Source organism: Rhodospirillum sp. A1_3_36, from assembly GCF_047263945.1.
Lineage (GTDB): Bacteria > Pseudomonadota > Alphaproteobacteria > Rhodospirillales > Rhodospirillaceae > Rhodospirillum.
This window is the reverse complement of sequence record NZ_JBLAVB010000039.1, coordinates 1-17165: the sequence shown is the minus strand read 5'-3', so window position 1 is coordinate 17165 and position 17165 is coordinate 1. Positions and strand designations below refer to the sequence as shown.

The 17165-nt window shown below is 61.3% G+C and carries 14 protein-coding genes and 1 pseudogene; 4 read left to right on the top strand and 11 right to left on the bottom strand.

Translation table 11 applies throughout. From position 1 onward, the window contains the following. Positions 1 to 139: 139 nt before the first annotated feature. The gene (locus ACLIRY_RS25815) at positions 140 to 1750 is read right to left on the bottom strand and encodes a recombinase family protein (RefSeq protein WP_413208303.1); all 1611 of its coding nucleotides are present in this window, start codon (positions 1748 to 1750) and stop codon (positions 140 to 142) included. A 128-nt stretch (positions 1751 to 1878) separates the two neighbouring features. Next, complete coding sequence (locus tag ACLIRY_RS25810; protein ID WP_413208302.1) at positions 1879 to 2475, bottom strand: Bro-N domain-containing protein; 597 nt, start codon at positions 2473 to 2475, stop codon at positions 1879 to 1881. 608 nt (positions 2476 to 3083) lie between these two features. Here ACLIRY_RS25810 and ACLIRY_RS25805 point away from each other — a divergent pair. The 4 genes and pseudogenes from ACLIRY_RS25805 to ACLIRY_RS25790 form a co-directional block, all read left to right on the top strand. Continuing rightward, entirely contained in the window at positions 3084 to 5234 is a 2151-nt protein-coding gene (locus ACLIRY_RS25805) for a GNAT family N-acetyltransferase (RefSeq protein ID WP_413208301.1), read from the top strand. After that, positions 5234 to 5692, top strand: coding sequence for a hypothetical protein (locus tag ACLIRY_RS25800; RefSeq protein WP_413208300.1), 459 nt, complete (start codon positions 5234 to 5236; stop codon positions 5690 to 5692). The genes ACLIRY_RS25805 and ACLIRY_RS25800 overlap by 1 nt, the downstream gene beginning before the upstream one ends. A gap of 150 nt (positions 5693 to 5842) precedes the next feature. Beyond that, positions 5843 to 6184 (top strand): hypothetical protein, encoded by a 342-nt coding sequence (locus tag ACLIRY_RS25795; protein WP_413208299.1) that lies wholly within the window; start codon positions 5843 to 5845, stop codon positions 6182 to 6184. Further along, positions 6174 to 6350, top strand: a pseudogene (locus ACLIRY_RS25790) (Bro-N domain-containing protein); the annotation flags it as partial. The gene ACLIRY_RS25795 and the pseudogene ACLIRY_RS25790, both read left to right, overlap by 11 nt. Here the strand turns inward: ACLIRY_RS25790 and traI are convergent. From traI to ACLIRY_RS25745, 9 genes are all read right to left on the bottom strand, one after another. Beyond that, complete coding sequence (gene traI, locus ACLIRY_RS25785; RefSeq protein WP_413208298.1) at positions 6347 to 9595, bottom strand: TraI/MobA(P) family conjugative relaxase; 3249 nt, start codon at positions 9593 to 9595, stop codon at positions 6347 to 6349. The pseudogene ACLIRY_RS25790 and the gene traI overlap by 4 nt on opposite strands. Positions 9596 to 9601: 6 nt before the next feature. Then, on the bottom strand, positions 9602 to 9961 hold the full coding sequence (locus tag ACLIRY_RS25780; RefSeq protein WP_413208297.1) for a plasmid mobilization protein: 360 nt from the start codon (positions 9959 to 9961) through the stop codon (positions 9602 to 9604). A gap of 13 nt (positions 9962 to 9974) precedes the next feature. Further along, positions 9975 to 10553: a hypothetical protein gene (locus ACLIRY_RS25775; protein ID WP_413208296.1), complete on the bottom strand. Its 579-nt coding sequence runs from the start codon at positions 10551 to 10553 to the stop codon at positions 9975 to 9977. Continuing rightward, positions 10522 to 10779 carry a hypothetical protein gene (locus tag ACLIRY_RS25770; RefSeq protein ID WP_413208295.1) on the bottom strand — a complete coding sequence of 86 codons (258 nt, stop codon included), beginning with the start codon at positions 10777 to 10779 and terminating at the stop codon, positions 10522 to 10524. The genes ACLIRY_RS25775 and ACLIRY_RS25770 overlap by 32 nt, the downstream gene beginning before the upstream one ends. 132 nt (positions 10780 to 10911) lie before the next feature. Beyond that, complete coding sequence (locus ACLIRY_RS25765) at positions 10912 to 11415, bottom strand: hypothetical protein (protein WP_413208294.1); 504 nt, start codon at positions 11413 to 11415, stop codon at positions 10912 to 10914. A 66-nt stretch (positions 11416 to 11481) separates the two neighbouring features. Beyond that, on the bottom strand, positions 11482 to 14637 hold the full coding sequence (locus ACLIRY_RS25760) for a DUF5710 domain-containing protein (RefSeq protein ID WP_413208293.1): 3156 nt from the start codon (positions 14635 to 14637) through the stop codon (positions 11482 to 11484). Beyond that, positions 14630 to 14845 carry a hypothetical protein gene (locus ACLIRY_RS25755; RefSeq protein WP_413208292.1) on the bottom strand — a complete coding sequence of 72 codons (216 nt, stop codon included), beginning with the start codon at positions 14843 to 14845 and terminating at the stop codon, positions 14630 to 14632. The genes ACLIRY_RS25760 and ACLIRY_RS25755 overlap by 8 nt, the downstream gene beginning before the upstream one ends. Further along, entirely contained in the window at positions 14842 to 15246 is a 405-nt protein-coding gene (locus ACLIRY_RS25750; protein WP_413208291.1) for a helix-turn-helix domain-containing protein, read from the bottom strand. Before ACLIRY_RS25750 ends, ACLIRY_RS25755 begins: the two co-directional genes overlap by 4 nt. Continuing rightward, entirely contained in the window at positions 15243 to 17018 is a 1776-nt protein-coding gene (locus tag ACLIRY_RS25745; RefSeq protein ID WP_413208290.1) for a type IV secretory system conjugative DNA transfer family protein, read from the bottom strand. The genes ACLIRY_RS25750 and ACLIRY_RS25745 overlap by 4 nt, the downstream gene beginning before the upstream one ends. Positions 17019 to 17165 lie beyond the last annotated feature (147 nt).

The window sequence follows — 17165 nt, the reverse complement described above, 5'->3', positions numbered from 1 at the left end:
TGATATTCGGGATTTCAGGGGGCGGATTGGACTGCCTTCGGATATGATAAAGCCCGATCAGGTTGTTCGGTTCATGTTGTATGGACCATTGGTATTTCGGGATCGGGAATGAGAGTTTCAACGCATTCGCGCCGATGGCCTACCGGTCGATTTCGTCCAGCAACCGGATCACGCCGGGGATATTGAACCGGGCCGTGACGTCGGGGGCCTCCCGTCCTCCGGAGACGTCGAATTGCTCGATGGTCTGGCGCAGGAGGGATGTTGCCTGCCGGTCCTCGGGATTGGTGCGCAGCACGGCCAGGGCCTGGTTGTAAACTCGAAGGGCTGCCTTGATCATTCCAGGTTTCGGTTGCAGGGCATCCCGCTGGCGCTCGAGCTTGACCTGTTCCCAGCCCAGTCTCCGGATCTCTTCTTCCTGGCCTTCAAGGAAGCTTCGGATGGTTTCGGTCCGGGCCGTCGGACCGATCGCTTCCAGGACCTGCATCACCTTTTCCCGTTTGGCCTCGATCTTCGGGGTGAGGGCCTCGATGTCCTTGGTAAAGGCCTCGCGTCGCGCGTGGATCTCGGCGGTGTCGTAGTGGCCGGAGATCGCCAGGCCGGAAAGCTTGCCCAGGGCCTTCAAGGCCTGCTCCAGGAGATCGTCACGGGGGATCTGACGAAGCGCACACCCCGGTTCCGGGCAACTGTAGCGCCGCTCCCGGGCCGCCGTGATGCTGTGGCCATGTGCGGCACAGCGGAGTTTGCCTGAAAGGACCGTGTGGATGGTCTTGCGCCCCCGCGCCTGAGACAATTTCCAGGTTCTCTGTCGTTCGGCTTCGCGCGCGGCTCTCTCGGCCTCGCTTTCCTGCTTGCGTTGGAGAATGAGCGCGCTCCGCTTGCTTGACCGGTCGACAATCATCTCCTGGACGGCCTGGAAGGTCGCCTCATCGATGATGGTCAGTTCTGGCGCCGGGGCCTGGATCCATTCGGATCGGGGGCGAAGGATGGACAGGCGCTTGCCCGTATCCGGATGCTTGCGGAACTCCATCTTGTTGAAGGTGATGACCCCCATATACATGGTCTGCCGCAGCAGCCCGGTCTCGCGCGCCGCCGAGCCGATCAGGGTGGTGGGGGACCATTTGCCGCCAGTCGGTGCGGGGATGCCCAGGCTGTTCAGGTTCTCGACGATCTTGCGGAGGCTGACGCCCGCCAGGTAGTCGCTGAAGATCCCCTTGACGACCTCCGCCTCGGCTTCGTTGATGCTGCGGGCGCCCCGAATGGGCTCTCCATTCTCATCGAAGCGCCGGACGATGTCATAGCCATAGGTGACGCCCCCGGGGATCGAGCCGCGCAGCACTGCGGCGATCTGCCCGCGCCTGGTCTTGTCGGCGAGGTCCTTCAGATAGAGGGCGTTCATCGTACTCTTCAGCCCGATGTGGAGTTCCCCGATGATACCTTCGGACACGGTTTCGATGCCAACACCAATGAAGGTGAGTTTCTTGAAAAATGTCGCGGTATCGGCCTGATCGCGGGAGATGCGGGACAGGTCCTCGGTGATCACGCGCTCGAAGTCGCCATCGATGGCCGCTGTGAGCAGGGCTTGGATGCCGGGTCGATTGAGCATATGAGCACCGGACAGGGCTTCGTCCCGATAGGCCTCCACCACCCTGTACCCCTGCCGCTTACAGAACCTGGCGCATCGGCTGATCTGGTCTTCGGCGGATCCTTGCTGCTTATCGGTCGAATGGCGGGCGTAGAGGGCGACCAGCATAGGGTATGTCCAAGGTGAGATCTGTGAAGTCGGTCCCGCCGGACGGTGTCGCAGGGGGAGGGGTGTAAAACCTATGGGGTGTTACACAACTATTCCAGGCTTTTTAGGTGCAGAGCCCTGATGGGAGGCTAGGCGGTTGCCTCTGCGTTCGTCAGACGCCGCTGCCAAGCGACCCATTCGGGCATGTAGCTGCCGGTGAGTTTCTCCAGGGTCTTGGCGATGTCCTCGTTGGAGAGGGAGGACGCTTCGATGAGGGAGCGAACCAGGACCTGATATTCGGCGAGTTGGTCCTGAAGGCGTCTTCTGCCCGCCTGGACGGCTTTCTCCTCAAGGAGCGCGATATGCCGGGAGACGATGTCACAGGAGACGAGGATCTGGTCTCCGGGAGCCGCCTGGGAGTGTCCATAGCCGCCGGTCTTGCGGATGGTGGGCAGGACCTCGCCAACCACCCATTCCTCGATGCGCTCCGCCGCAGGCAGTTTGGAGCGCATGATTAGGCGATACATGTCCCGCTCGGGGATGATGATCGTTTGGGGATCCAGGGGGGGTAACAATTCGTTACTCCCTACAGGGCGACTGCATTTGCAGTGGTCGGCGACGGCTTTTCGGGAATTGGTGTATCCCAGAACCTCGGCCAGATCCTTGGCGACGAACCAGGGCTCTCCGCCGATGTTGAGGCCTCGGACGGGTAAGCTGTCGAATTCAAAGGAAATCACGGCGTTCATCGGGTCTCTCCATACAGAAAATGGACAGATCAAGATGTACGCCGTCCGATATGGTGGATCAAGAAGTAAGGAATGGGGTGAGTGTGTATTGAAGAAGAGTTTTTGTTAAACGCTAAGTGGGTTTGAGGTATTTAGAGGCTGCATTATCAGAGTTTCTCAGTGTTTCTCACTGATTATCATTGTTTATCAGTGTTTCTCAATCTTTCTCAGTCTTTATTAGACTTCCTCTGTCGTACTGGTGGCAGGTTATGCTGGGTGATATCACCCAGCGCCGTCCATCCTGGACGGCATCCTTATTCGCGTGCTATGCACGCTCAACGGGATAAAAGGGAAGGGTGTATTTGGTGAATCGAGTGGGACCGAAGGTCGATCTTGTTTCAAACGACGGGAAGGGGTTCGTCCTTACGCCAGACGTGGTGATTGGTCAGTTGCGCGTGACCTGTCCTTCCGAAATCGCGACCGCCATGGGGATTGGCAACGGATGTCCGGCCATGGAAGAAGGACGATGCGGTCGTCCGCATTTACGGACGCCTGAATGACGGTCGGTGCTCCATCGGCTTTATCTGGAGTTGCTTAATTGTAATGAAAAAAGACAGTTGAGATCGACTATGTCTATAGAAATAAAAGAAAAATTTGAGGATATCCATTCATTCATTCCATTCGTGAAGGCAGGGGCAGATAGTGCGAAGGAAGAGTTAGGTTTCCTACCACAAAAAGTCTACGACGACCTGGCCATTTCAGGAAAGATGCTGGTGGCAACAATGGTCAAGAACGGCGAGGAGACCTATGTTGGGCACCTTATGTTTGGTGGCATCTATCCGCATGCAAAGGTGTTCCAACTTTTCGTAACAGCGCACTGTCGTGGGATCGGAATTGCTAGCCGCCTGATCGGACACCTGAAGGAACGTCTTACCTCAAATCAGTGGCTTAGCATCCAAGCCAGTGTAGCGGACGAATTAGCTGCGAACGACGTCTGGGCCCATATGGGCTTCCGAATAGTCAGAACTAGGGCTGGCGGAAGCACACGAAACCGGCGGATCAACGTGCGTGTGCTGGACCTGGACACTCCTTCGCTTTTTCGCTTCATGCTTGGTCCCGCCCGCGATGAGAGTTTGCGCTTAGTCGAACGCCTTTCCCACCGTCCAATATATCTGATTGATCTGAACGTCCTGTTCGATACCATTCGTAAGCGGCCACGTTCTTCGTCTGCGGCCAAGGTCATCCGAGCTGGATTGAGCAACAGCATCCGTCTTATGGTCGCAGCTGAATTCACAGCAGAACTGATTCGAACGTCTGCGGACACAAAGAATGACCCGATACTGGCATTCGCCAGCCAATTGGATTTTCTGAGTAGGCCGCCCGACAAGACAGTTCAATCCTTGGTAAAGAAGCTCTCTCCCATAATCTTCCCAGAACGCGCATCCCGTGGAACTCTCACGGATCGTGACACATCCGACCTGGTCCACATCGCCACCGCCATTCATCACGGCGCAGCCGGGTTCGTTACCAGCGAAAATGCCATCCTACGCGCAAGTCACTACCTCCACGACACCCACAGGATCGATGTCATTGGTGTGGAAGAGTTTGCTCGGATTGTGGACGTGGGTGTTCGTGTTCCGAGGGCGTCCACCACTAACGTTGCCAGTGGCACTCTCCGTACATGCCGAAACCACGAAAGCGATCTTGCCCGCGCCCGAACTTTCTTAGAAACGATGCGGACAGACGCTGCGTTCGTCCATGAAGCACTGGCCTGCCAGGGAAGCCCCGCCCAATGGTTACTGGCAATGGACGGAAGCAGCCCTCTAGGGTTTGCCAAATGGGAAGTGCATGGAGGCCTAAAACGTACCGCCGACGTGTACTTGTGCATCGATGAGGGTCACCACGCGGCAGACACTATAATCGATCACATGCTAGATGCCATCCCGCGCGAATTGAGTGACATTGCCCCAACCCTCGTTCGACTGCACATACCATCAGGTCATATGATGACGCGCCAATCCGCCTTGTCGATGGGCTTCCTACCGCCTGACGGCGCATTCGACGGCACATCAAAACTGCAACGTCTTGCAGTTGGGCGTGTAGTTTCGGCTGAGAACTGGACATCGGTTCGCCAAACACTCAACTCTGTCGCCGCCATATTATTACCTATTCACATGCCGACCTTCACAGCCACCGATTCCCACGTACTTATTAACACCGGTCAGCGGAATGTTGAAATGTCACTGGCCGGGATCGAGCGAGCACTGTCGCCTGTTCTCTTCTTGTTCCACGGACGGAGCGGTGTTATCGTCCCTATTAAGGAACAGTATGCCCGCGACCTTTTCGGCTCTAGCCCCCAGCTTTCGATGCTAGCTTCCCCAGAAGCGATCCTGCGACGAGAGCGAGTTTATATAAGCGCCCCGAATACGCTTCGGCGTATGACCGCAGGGACGCCAATACTGTTCTATGAATCTCAGGGTGGAAATGGGCGGGGATGCGTGATCGCCCTTGCTCGGATTAGCGAAAGTAGAGTGATCAGCAAAGTGGAAGCACTTGGCAAAGTGAAACTGCGCGGTGTTCTTGATGATCGAACCCTTGAGCAGCGGAGTGTTGGCGAGGAAGTGACGGAAACGTCCTTCGACAACATTTTCCTTTTCAAATCCCCGGTGTCTCTGAAACGGTTGCGCCAGTTGGGATGCGCCGACGGATCCAATCTTGTCAGTGCAAAAAGTGTCTCGTTTGATAAGCTAGTTCAGGTGGTTAAGGAGGGACTTAATTGATGACTGAAGCCGAGGATATCCTGATTTCGGTCCATCCCCGCCATGTGGATAGTATGTTACACGGAGTGAAGTCCGTTGAACTGAGGCGGCGCCCGCTGAAACTCGCCGATGGCTGTCGCGTCTGGATTTACAGTACGCTTCCTCGTGGATCCGTTGAGGCACTGGGCGTCGTCCACACCGTCGTCGCGGCCCCCCCGACTGCGATCTGGCGCGAATACGGACAGCGGAGCGGGATTACAAAGGAAGAGTTTGATGCATATTACGCAGAAGCGGACACAGCATACGCAATTGTATTCTCATCTGTAGAGAAGCTGGATCTGACATTTGCACTGGCTGAAATTAGACGACAACTCAATAGTTTTCATCCCCCACAATTTTTCAAGCGTCTTGCATCGGGAGGACCGGAACTCAATCTCTTCTCCTCTGCCCTTCCCTTGCCGCTAACTTCTTACGCCTAAGCCTCCCTCTCCACCTGCATATTGTCGCCAACACAACATTAATCCCACGCAATATATTTACTTAAATTAAATCTTAGGAGACAAATATTGCAATGCATGTTCTGCAAAGGCGATTCATTTTCCAGTCGAAGCTCGACGATGGGGCCCGACATGGACGTTGTCCTGTTGGATAAATTTGGCGACCAGGTCTTTGATACCCCCTCGGAATTCGGATCAGCCTGGGTTCGGGAAAGCGTGGCGCGGATCCAGCGGGAAGGGCTGCGTCGGAGAATGCGCGACCTGGAGCAGTCCCTCGCGGATCAGAAGGTCGCCTTCAACCAAGACCTGGCCGAACAGCGTGGCGCGGCGAGTGCGTTGAAGGACCAGCTGTTCGCGTTTCGTGGCCGCTTTTCCCGAATGGTTGGGATTCACCGGTCCGGCATATCGATATCCTGGCGGTTCCTGTTGCTCGTCCTGATCGCATCCGGTGTCTGGGTGCCTGGACGACGATGAAAAGACGACTGTCGGTAATCCCGACAGTCAGCCCGGCCAGGGCGCCCAGTCCTTCACCATCATCAACGAGTCCGGTCTCTATTCCCTCATTCTCACCAGTCGGAAGCCCCAGGCGAAGCGCTTCAAGAAGTGGGTTGCCGCCGAAGTTCTGCCCGGAGGAGGCTACTCTGGTGTGAGACCACGTGGTCGTGGGATGGTCAAGTTCGCTGCCCTGAGTGCCTTGCCGGTCTCCTTGTGTTTGCCTACTGCAGCCAGATCCCCGAAGGACGTGAACCCCTTCGCCCGGGCGTCGTCGTCCAGGGGGGGACGCAGGAGGGTGCCCCCGACCGCCTTGGCCGCAGCTTCGGCGAGGATCAGGCTCTCGTTGCGCCTGGCCATGTGTCTGTCCGTGGCCACAATGACGATCTTCCGGTCCTTGTCCCTGCCTCGGAAGGCTTCCGCGACGCTCTTCAGGGTTTCATCTGCCGTCGCCAGGATGACAGGCCGTCCGCTCACCTGATGAAGCACCCGGGCCGAGACGGGGTCGGCTGTTATGATCAGTGGTCCCTTCCTCAATCCCGCGCGGTCGCCGACAACATGGTGGATGCCCGGTCGGTCGCTCTGGCCGAGGAGGGTGATCTCTCCGGTGGTCCTGACGACCTGGACGGCCCAGAGGTGTTTTCCCCTGTCCCGCAGGGGGACGATCAGGTTCCCCTCGGTCCTGCGGAGGTCCCGTCGCGCCGTCCGAGCGAGGCCCTCAAGCCAGGGGTGGGTGTCGTTCTTCTCCACCGGTTTGGCCCCGCTCCAGGCGATCAGGGCGCGGTCGTCCACCTCCGGTGCCAGGGTCTCGCGGATCCGCTCCGACAGGCCCGCAGCCGCCATGTCACCGAAGGTGCGGATGGGTGTGCCTGTCACGGGATTGAGGCCTTCGAGGCTACTCCGGGCGTCCTCGATGCCGAGGGCGTGGTCCTCGAAAGCCCCCATGGCGGCGGCTTCCGTCGGATCAACGACCCGGCCCCGGAGAGCCCGGGGCGGAAAGGGCGTTTGTTCCGGAGGCAGGTCCGGGCGGACGACAGAAGCGCGGAGACGGCGGGCCAGGGCCTCCGCCTGTGGGCCGGTGTCGGCATCCAGGGCGATGACCAGACACTCGTCCGGATAGCGGTCCCGGAGCTCCTCGGCGACCTCGGCCCAGCGGTCCGCATCGCCCGCGAGGATCACCGGCAGGCGCGTGGCGCGGTGGATCGCGGCAGCCGAGGCGTAGTCGGTGGCGACCACCAAGGGGTCTTTACCCAGGCGCCGTTCCGGATCGAGGAGGTGGCGGAGGGGCGGGCCGTCCGGATCGCCGAGGACGGGCTTCTGATTGCCCTCCTTATCGATCAGCAGAACGTCCCGCAGGCGACCCTGTGCGTCCTTCAGGGGGATGGCCACCTCTTCGGCTTCCGTGATCTTGATCCCGTAGCCCCGGATGTTCGATGCCTTCAGCCATGGGGAGTTGCCCGGCGTGGCCCAGGCCTTGATCTCGCGCCAGGTCAGCAGGGCGCGATCCTTGAGCGCATCGGCGAAGGCTGAGCGGATCTCCATGGGCTTGGTGTCGGCGGGCAGGGAGATGACCGGCGCGCCGAAGGGTCCACGGTCGATCCCGGGCTTGGGTGGCTCCTGGTCCGTCAGAACGTCTTCGAGGGACAGGGCGTCGTCCTCGAAGGCACCCATGGCTGCGGCTTCGCTCCAGTCCATCTCCCGGGGAAGATGTTGCCTGGGCGGAAGGTCCGCGTCGTTGACATCGGCCATGCTCAGGGCCTCTTCCTCGAAGGCTCCCATGGCGAGGGCCTCGGTTCTGGAAACGGTCCTTGGTGGATCCAGACGGGGTTCCGTGGCCCGGGCAATGACAGGCTCCAGATCCGGACGAGTCCGCCGGAATTCGTCCACCAGGGCGGAGAGGGCGGCCTCGTTCGGAACCACGATCACCGGTCGTTCCGTTGCCGCCCGGATGGCCGTGGCCATGGCGTAATCGGTGGCGAGGATCACCGACCCTCCGTGCTCCAGCCTGTTGTCCGGATCAATCACATGGCGCATCCCTGGAGTTGAGTCTCCCATGTCCAGGGAGACGCCGGTCGGAGACAGAACGCGCACCCCGCGCAGTCGGTTTTCGGAATCGCGGAAAGGGACAAGGAGATTTCCCCCGTCGTCCAAACGGCATCCCCGCCCCACGGGGCCTTTTACCCCCAACCAGGGGGTATCCCCGGGCTTGGCCCAGGTGCTGGACGCTTTCCAGTGCTCCAGGGCCTCGCGCAGTCCAGCCGGGACAGGGGGCGGTTTCCATGGCTCGCGAGTGGACTTGCGGGCCGCTGACTTCGGACCAGTGTTGCCAAGGAGCGTGTCGATCATCTCCTTGTGGGCCATGACCAGGACCAAGGCGAGCGGGTCCCCGTAGGCCTCCATCATGAGGAATTGCTTCCAGTTCCGTGCCGCCCGGGCCGCGAGGGACGGCCGCTTGGGAATCGCCCGTTTCTGGTCCAGGTATTTGCCCCACAGGCGGCTTGTTGCCGGGTGCCGCAGGATGGGGCGGGGCCGATAGGTTCGTTTTTTTGGCCTCTGGGGGGGCGGCTTCTCTTTTTCGCTGTCCGGGTCCCTGGGTGGTTCGAAAGTGCCCAGGCGCTTCTCCAGGGCGCCCAAAGAGGTCTCCCGGGCAAGGAGGCTGGCTTTCATGGTCTGTTTGCCGTCCGCTTCGGCCAGCACCAGGCCGTTGCCCCGGCGCTTCAGGGTGATGCCGTGGGCCGCCAGGTACTCGTGGAGCCTCGGCCAATTCTCGGCCTCCCCGAAGACCGTGAGCAGGTCCTCGCGGCGCTCAAGGACATGGTTCTGGAAGGATTGCTCCCAGGTATGCGCCTCGTAGTCCCTGGCCTTGGTGCTCCCCTTGGCCCGGTCCCTGGTGTCGGACATGCCCCGGTCCACCTGGAGGCCGTACTTGATTTCCATAGCCCGGGCCGTCTTCTCCAGGGCCTTATAGTCTTGATGGGGGTGGTGGATCTTCAGGGTTTCCGGATGCAGCATGGTGTAGGCGACATGCATGTGGAAATTGTCGGTGTTGATATGGGTTCCGGCCACGCGCTGGTGATCCTCGAAACCGAGCGCCTTGGCGAAGGCCGCTTCGATGTCCTTCAGGTCTTGCTCGGTCAGGCGGTCGCGGTCGCCGGATCGGAAGGAGAGGGAGAGGTGATAGCTCTTGTTGTTGATGTCGGGCCGCATCTTGCGGACCGCTTCGACCTCGGCCAGGGCCGTGGGCAGGTCCTCCAGGGTCTCACCGGCGTCGCAGTTGACGATCCACAGTTTGTCGAGCTTCTCGCCCGTCTCCTTAGCTGCGGCGATGTATTCCCCGAGGCGGGTGTAGTTGTCTGGGAGGTCTTTCTTCTTGGCGAGCTTCGTGGCGATCATCGGGGATCAGGAGCGGGAGGGCTGGACGAGGCTCCGGATCTCCCGGGCGGCTGCTTTCACTTCTCTCTGGGTGGCGGCGATCTCTCCGGCCAGGGTGGTGAGCCGGGCGGTCAGGGCACCGCCCTCGAGTTCGTCGAGGGCCAGCTTGAAGAGGTTGCCCAGGCGGGCGAGGTCGGCGTTGACCTTCAAGACGTCGCGGATCCCCTGCCATGCCACGAAATCGGAGGCCTCCGGGAGGCGTTGGCCGAGGACGAGGCGGCGCATGAGCTCCGATTTGGACAGCTTCAGGCGTTTAGCCAGGGCGTTGACATGTTCCATTTCCTCGTCGGTGAAGGAGACCAGGGTTCTTTGACGTTCGGTGGCCATGTGCCTCTCCTCCTTAGCGTTCCATGCCTTTGTTCCGGGATCTGCCCTGGTCCTTTTGGGGCAAGCCCAGGGCGTCGCGCTGGAGGGCCTCGTAGAGACCTGTGGCGGCGCGCATGTTGACTTTGCGTTGGTCGAGGAGGTGCTTTTCCTCGGGGCTCAGGCGCGAGCGGTCGAGGTTAAGCAGACGTGTGGCATGGGAGGAGAAGAACTGGCGGGCCTGGTCCTTGGGGAGCCCATGGATACGGTTCTTGGGCAAACTGTAGTCCGCGTCCGTGGATTTGTAGGCCTCCGGGTCGCGGACCTTTTCCAATTGGGCTTCGGCGGCGGTGATCTCTGTCAGAGCGATCCTGAGACTGCTGACCATGCTGGGGCTGGTGGAATGGCGGTCCAGGTCGTTCTGGAGGAACGCCTTCTCAGAAGCGAGAATGAGGGACAGATTTCCGCTCCGGCCAACCCTTTTTGTTTCGGTCAGGAGGTCGTTTCTGACTTCCTGGAGTTGTTTGGCGGGAGGAGTCCGTCCGATCTCCCGCATGAAGCCGTCTTCACGAAGAAACAGCCGTTCAAATGTCTCGATCGAGCCAGTCTTTTCCATAGGCCTCTTCCGCCGGTTTGGTGTTCAGTCCCTTTTCTCGAATCCAGTCGGCGCCATTGCGGTGCTTGGCTCCGAGAAGGGCATGGGGCGGCAATTCCGCCTTGGCCAACCAAGCCCAGGAGGCATGCACGTCTCCTGCGCGATCCGCAGCCTGGGATTCCGCGAGGTAGATGCAGTTCTGGGTCATTCCGACCTTGTCGTCTTCACTCAGGTAGCTCTTGGGCATGGTGTGTCTCCCATGGGGGTGGTTCCTTGTGTCGGTGATTTTAGAGGGGGCGGAGCGGGTTCGCCAGTGTCGCGGTGGTGTCCAGGGTACACCGCCCGGTATCCTGTTCAGAGGGTGTCCTGGATCTCTCCGTCACAACGGGTACGTCCGCTCCGAGCTGGTATCCATGCAAGGACACCGTTTCTCGGGGCCATGGATTTCTGTCCAGATATCATAGCGTTGAGCGACGGAAAGCCACCACTCCTCCTGCAATGGCGGAAAGCCGCCATGGGCTTCGGTGAGTCGCAGACATGTGAGAAAGGTCGAGAAGTCGATGGGAATGATCTCCTGACCGACCAGGACCTCGAGGAAGACGTGAATGCCCGCATAGTCGCAGCTTGCTTCCACCAGGGCTTCCACGGTCGCCCGATTGGTGAGAGTGGTCGCCTGGTCGGTAATGCCGACACTCTCCCCGACCAGATGGGCGGGGAGGGTGTCCCACCAGCCAGCGGGCAGGGGCGGGACGACGTAGGCCTCGTCGGCGGCGGCCCGCAGGCAGCGGAGCAGCTCCAGGGTATCCAGGGAAAAGCGGGTCTCTCCGGCCTGGAGGGCGAAGACCGGAAAGGCGAGGGGATCGGGTTCGTGTGATTTGGTCATCGGGTCGGTGCTCCGGATGAGATGGTGTCTTTTCCGACCGGGAAACGGTCCCGGTCGGAAGGCGCGTCACATGGCCATCCCGGCCACGGTCCGGGTTTTGTCCTGGCTCTTGACGCCGAGGGCGGTGTCCACCTGTTTCCGGACATCCCGGGCGAAGGCCTTCTCGCCCCGGGCGCCCGCTAGGTCGTTGTAGTCGGTGAGACCCTGGGCTTCCTCCGCCTCGGTGAAACGGGGCGAGATGTGGACGCCGCCCACGGTTGCCGCCGCGACCCGGGCATTCTCGAATCCCACGTTGCGGTCCCGGCTGTGATCGTCATCCCCGGCGATGATGAGCGTCGCCGTGGGGTTTTTCTTCCGGAGCGCCTCGGCCACGGGTTGGAGATTGTGTGCGTCAAAGGCCACGACGACGGGCAGACCCAGGGCATCATGCAGGGATTTGTTGGTTGCGTAGCCCTCGGCAAGGATGAAAAAATCCCCTTTGGTGGGGTCCTCTCCGCCTCCAATGACATGCATCAATCCGGCTTTGCGCCCTCCCTTGATGTACCGCTTCTCCCCATTGGGGTCGATGGCCTGGATGTTCCGGAGGGTGCCCTCGGTATCGTACATGGGCACCAACAGGTTACCCCGGCTCGACCCGATGGTGGGGGAAGCGGTGATGTCCTTGCGGAGCAGATAGGGATGGTCCTGGCGGATAGGACCATGATCCCTGTCGTTCCAAAGGGATTGGGCTTGCTTTTCCGCCCCGGCGCTCAGGGCCTTCCGTTCGTCCTCTCTTGCCGCCTGACGGGCGTTCGCCTCGACCTTCAGGCGTTCCAGCTCTTTGGGGTCAAGGGATGTGCCCGTCGAGATCCATTTCACGGCTTCCTGGCCGTTCTTGTAGTTCATGATCGACCCATTGGGCTTGCCGTCGAGGAAACCCCGATAGGATCCGCTCAGGGATCCCTGTTTGTCGCCGATGACGGGGACGCGGTGCCATTTGCCGTCCATGTCTGGTTTCCCCTTCAGGACGAGGCCTTCCTTCTTCAGGGCCTGGGCGAATTCGTCCGTGGGGTCGATACCCCGAGGTGGGGTCGGCGCCGCTTCCTTGAGGCGCCAGCGCTCGAAGGGGGCGAGGTCGGCGCCCTCCGGAGCGTACCAGGACTTCCGGGTCCGATCCCATTTGGCACCCCGCTTTTTGACCGCTTCCTTTTCCTCGAAGGGCACGGCCAGATAGGTGCGCGGGGCCTTGGCGGGAACCTGTTCCGGCGCCTTGTCCTCTGCCTTTAGTGGGGCCGGAGCGGTTGCCTGGGTGATATTTTTTTTCTCCCATTGGGCGAAGGCGGTGGCTTCGGTGCCTTCGGGGACATACCAGGATTTCTCCGCCCGATCCCACTTGGCGCCCATTTTCTTGGCTTGGGTCCGCTCGTCGAAGGGAACGGCCAGATAAATGCGCGGTTGTGGCGCTTTCCCGGGCTGTTGTTCCATGGAGGGGGTAACCGCTTGGCCCAGGCCGTTGGCCTCCAGGACCGCTGCAAAGGGATCGTCGGCCAGTTTGGCGACGAACGGATGATTTCGCGCTTCCGGAGCGACGTAGCCCACGGGTCGCGCATCGGGTGCGCGGCTGTTCACGCTGGCCACCTTGTCCCAGAGGACCGAGGCCAACTCTGCGTGTTTCGGACCCATGGCGACGAGTGAAGTGAAAGACTTTTCGGTACTTTGGATTTTCTCGCGCGCTCTTTGTCTCGCGTGACGGTCGTCGCTGAAATCACTGTCCCAATCAAGAAAGGGAAGGTCACGCGCGAGTTGGCTCAGGTCGTTTCGACCTCCCTCCAGACCCATTACCTCTGCCGCTTTGATCGGCCAATTTCCGGCGATGGTTGCGCGATCCAGAATTGCGTCGATGTGGGCCTCGGCTATTTTCGCGTCACTCCATATGCGCGGTAAGTCCGCCCAGGATTGCATTTCTGTGCCGAGATAGGCGCTTGTCGCGTCCGTGAGATATTGGGAGAACAGGCTGTAAGGCGTATCTTTCAAAGCCGCTTTGACTTTCTCCTGATACGTCTCGGCGTTCGGTACCCGCTGGCTTTCCGTTTCTGCAGGAGCCAGGGAGGAGGCCTGGATTCTGTCCTTTTTCTCCCATTGGGCGAAGGCGGTGGCTTTGGTGCCTTCGGGCACATACCAGGATTTCTCCGCCCGATCCCACTTGGCGCCTATTTTCTTGGCCTGTTCCCGCTCGTCGAAGGGAACGGCCAGATAAATGCGCTGTCCGGGCTCCTTTTCGGGGGCCTTCATGTCCGTGGGGATGGCCTCCGTAGAGAGGGTCGGCTTAGGGGATTTGTCCATATCCGCTCCCTTTTCCAGGGCCAGGCGCCGGTCGGGCTCCATCACCCAAGTCCGGATTTGCTCGGCGTCCCGGGCGGCCCGGAACAGAACGTTGTGGTCGTTCGAGACGGCCTTCAGCCAGCCTTCCACGTAGTTGGCGTGGCGCTCCGGGTAATGGCCCAGACCCAGTTCCGTGGCCACCATGAAGCTGGCCATCTCCGCCCGGAGCTCTTCAACGGCATAGTCTCGGGAGCCGAAGGGGCCGAAGGTCCGGTCCAGACGTTTGGGGTGGCCGGTGGCATGGCCCAGCTCGTGCAGCGCCGTGGCATAATAGGCGTAGGCCGTCGGGAAAGCCTCCTGGAGCGGCAGGTGGATGGCGTCCATCGACGGGTGGTAATAGGCGCGGTCGCTCTGGTCGTGGTGGATGGGCACGCCACCGGCGGCCAGGATCCGCTCCGCCTCGGCCACGGGTTCGAAGGTCGGTTCGGGGACCTTCAGGGGCGCGAGACCGTCAATCTGTTCGGCGTTGAACACCCGGGCGTGGAAGACGCGCGGTCGGTCCAACTCGGTGGACACCATTTTGGGCTTGCCGTCCTCGCCCAGGATCTTTTTCCCACGGGCGTCGAGAAGGGGCTTTTCCTCGCTCCATTGCCAGTATTCGACGGTTGTCCCCTGCTCCCCCTTGCGCACCTGGGCATCCAGGGCAGCGGCCTGGCGGTAGGTCAACCAGCGGGGATCGGCCCGGCCTTGCATTTCCAACCACCAGGCGTTCATGCCGCGATAGGACTTGTCCGTGCTGGGGTTATGGGGGCCGGTGCGGAGAAGGCCGGGGGTCCAGGGCTTTTGCCAGGGGGTCGTACCCGCCTTGATCTGGCGGATCATGTCCTCGGCCACCTGGCTCCGATAGCTCTGGTCAGCCATTGGCGGGATCCTCCCCGTCGAACAGGCTGTCCAGGGCGTCCTCGGGGGAGAGGGCGTTGTCGGCGAAGGCTCCCATGGCGTCGGCGATGTCCGGATCGACAGCGACAGGACCGTCTTCGGCCAATCGGTCAATGGTTCGGATGGCCACCTTCATCTCCTCGGAGTCAAGGGGGCTATCGGTATCGGGGGTCTGGGGGGTGTTGGTCATCGGGGTTCTCCGGTTCTGGTGGGATCCATGCTGTGAAAAAGGCGCAGGAGGGCCGCCTGGACGTTCATGGGTTGTTCCACGAACAGGTCGAGGACCTCCACGGCTTCGGGGTGGAAGAGGGGATCGCGGTCCCTTGGGCGGGCCGGGTCTTGCTTTCCGGGGTCGGGCAGCCCCTCGAAGAAGAAACGGACCGGGACGGCCAGGGCTTGGGAGAGCTCGTAGAGGCGGCTGGCGCTGATCCGGTTGAAGGCCGTCTCGTATTTCTGCACCTGTTGCATGGAGATCCCCAGGGCCTCGGCCAATTGGGCTTGGGTCAAGCCAAGGCTCTTGCGGCGCTGCTGGATGCGGTGTCCGACATGGCGGTCGACGGGATGGGTGGAAGGGCTGTGGGAGGTCTTCATGGTGTCTCCTCGATGTCAGGTGTCGAGATGGCGGAGGGCGGCGCCATGCGGGCGCGTTTCAGGAGCGTGCTGTTCTGGAAATAGAGGGTCTGGCGCCCCAGGATCGGCGCCGATCCGGCGACGAAAATCAGCATGTCACCGGGCAGGGTTTTGCCCCGCCTGTTCCTGCGCAGACCGCGCAGGCGCATGCATTCGTCGGCGGTGAGCAGGGGGCGGCTGGTCTCATGGAGGCTGTCGGAGACCGAGCCCAGCTCCCCCAGGCGGCCGGAGCGGGAGCGCTTGCGCTGAACGACCGTGGTCTTGCCGGTCATGTCCGACAGGGTTTTCGCCGTTTCGATGGTGTTCGGGGCATAGGCCAGGCGCAGATGGCAGTTGGCCATGATGGAGTTCTCCCGCCCATAGGCCTTCTGGAGCTGGGTGAGGTCCTGGACGATGACGAAGGCCTTCAGCCCGTACCCGGCCATGAAGGCCAGGGACTGCTCGAAGATCTCCAGCTTGCCGATGCTGGTGAACTCATCGAGCATCAACAACATGCGGTGCTTGTACCGGGCCACACTCCGCCCGCCCTCGAAGTCCATTTCAGCGGTCAGGCGTCGGAGGAACAGGTTGAGGACCACCCGCACCAGGGGGCGCAGGCGGTCAATGTCCGAGGGTTGGATGACCAGATAGAGGGAGGCCGGGGCCTCCCCATTCATCAGGTCGGAGAGGCGGAAGTCCGAGGTTTCCACGTTGCGGGCGACAATCGGATCCCCATAAAGCCCGAGTTGGACGGTACCCGAGGAATGGACCCCGGAGCGCTCCTGCGTTGCCTTGATCTTCATGCGTGAGGCCCCCCGGCGCACCTCGTGATTCACATGATCGACGCCATGGTCGTAGTCCATCATGTCCTGGAGCAGGGCGATAAAACTGGCGTCCGCTTCCCCCTCTTCGTTTCCGTCGTCATTGGCCGCCGCCGAGGCGAAGGCCTGGACGTCGCACAGGTTGGCGACGCGGCGGTCCTCCTTCCGGATCCGGTAGAGGACGTGGAGGATCATCACCGAAAGCCAGGACCAACCCTCCTGCATCCAGTAGTCCTTCAGGCCCTTGCCTTCGGGATCGACGATCATGGAGGCGATGTTCTGGCAATCGGCGATGTCGCGACCGGTGCCGGTGCGGACCTCGGCCAGGGGATTGAAGCGGATGCTGCCGGTTTCTGCGGTGGGTTCGAACCGGAGGATCCGCTGTCCCCGGGACGCCCGCCATCCCGCCGTCAGGGCGTGGTTCTCGCCCTTGATGTCGAGGATCAGGGCCGAATGGGTCCAGGACAGCAGGGTCGGGAGGATCAACCCGACGCCCTTGCCGGAGCGGGTCGGGGCGAAGGCCATCACATGTTCCGGGCCGTCGTGGCGCAGGGTGCGGGTGCCCAGAAGTCCGGGCCAGCCGCCGACGACAACACCCCGCTTGGTGAACAGCTCCGCCTTGGCCAGATCCGACCGGGTGGCCCATTGGGCCGACCCGTGGAGCTCGTCCTGGTTCCGGCCTCCGGTCACCGTGGAGGACCCGGCGCGGCTGGACAGGACCAGGACGAGGACCATGGTGAGGATGCTTCCGGCGCCCGTCCACCAGACCGGATAGAGCAATTCGCCGGGCAGGCTGCCCGTGACGCGGATGGTGGTCAGCAGCCAGGTCCACCAGCGGGGATCCAGGGGCAGAAACCCGTTGGCCCCATGCCATTGGACCAGGATCAGGGCCAGACCGGCGAGGAAGACGATGGGCAGGAGGAGGCGGGTCATGCGGCCACCTCCTTGCCGTTGCGCAGGATGTAGCGGCGGTCCCGGACTTCCCAGATGTCGGTGATCTGCCGGTAGCCGCTGGCGGTGCGTTTGATCTGCACCACCACATCCACCAGGTCGGACAGATATTCGGGGATATCGGGCATC

Bases quoted from the DNA above. Each gene is read 5' to 3' on its own strand.
- ACLIRY_RS25800 (WP_413208300.1), top strand. From the start codon at position 5,234: ATGACTGAAGCCGAGGATATCCTGATTTCGGTCCATCCCCGCCATGTG.
- ACLIRY_RS25780 (WP_413208297.1), bottom strand. From the start codon at position 9,961: ATGGCCACCGAACGTCAAAGAACCCTGGTCTCCTTCACCGACGAGGAA.
- ACLIRY_RS25755 (WP_413208292.1), bottom strand. From the start codon at position 14,845: ATGACCAACACCCCCCAGACCCCCGATACCGATAGCCCCCTTGACTCC.
- ACLIRY_RS25760 (WP_413208293.1), bottom strand. From the start codon at position 14,637: ATGGCTGACCAGAGCTATCGGAGCCAGGTGGCCGAGGACATGATCCGC.
- ACLIRY_RS25805 (WP_413208301.1), top strand. From the start codon at position 3,084: ATGTCTATAGAAATAAAAGAAAAATTTGAGGATATCCATTCATTCATT.
- ACLIRY_RS25750 (WP_413208291.1), bottom strand. From the start codon at position 15,246: ATGAAGACCTCCCACAGCCCTTCCACCCATCCCGTCGACCGCCATGTC.
- ACLIRY_RS25745 (WP_413208290.1), bottom strand. From the start codon at position 17,018: ATGACCCGCCTCCTCCTGCCCATCGTCTTCCTCGCCGGTCTGGCCCTG.
- ACLIRY_RS25765 (WP_413208294.1), bottom strand. From the start codon at position 11,415: ATGACCAAATCACACGAACCCGATCCCCTCGCCTTTCCGGTCTTCGCC.
- ACLIRY_RS25775 (WP_413208296.1), bottom strand. From the start codon at position 10,553: ATGGAAAAGACTGGCTCGATCGAGACATTTGAACGGCTGTTTCTTCGT.
- traI (WP_413208298.1), bottom strand. From the start codon at position 9,595: ATGATCGCCACGAAGCTCGCCAAGAAGAAAGACCTCCCAGACAACTAC.
- ACLIRY_RS25770 (WP_413208295.1), bottom strand. From the start codon at position 10,779: ATGCCCAAGAGCTACCTGAGTGAAGACGACAAGGTCGGAATGACCCAG.
- ACLIRY_RS25815 (WP_413208303.1), bottom strand. From the start codon at position 1,750: ATGCTGGTCGCCCTCTACGCCCGCCATTCGACCGATAAGCAGCAAGGA.
- ACLIRY_RS25795 (WP_413208299.1), top strand. From the start codon at position 5,843: ATGGACGTTGTCCTGTTGGATAAATTTGGCGACCAGGTCTTTGATACC.
- ACLIRY_RS25810 (WP_413208302.1), bottom strand. From the start codon at position 2,475: ATGAACGCCGTGATTTCCTTTGAATTCGACAGCTTACCCGTCCGAGGC.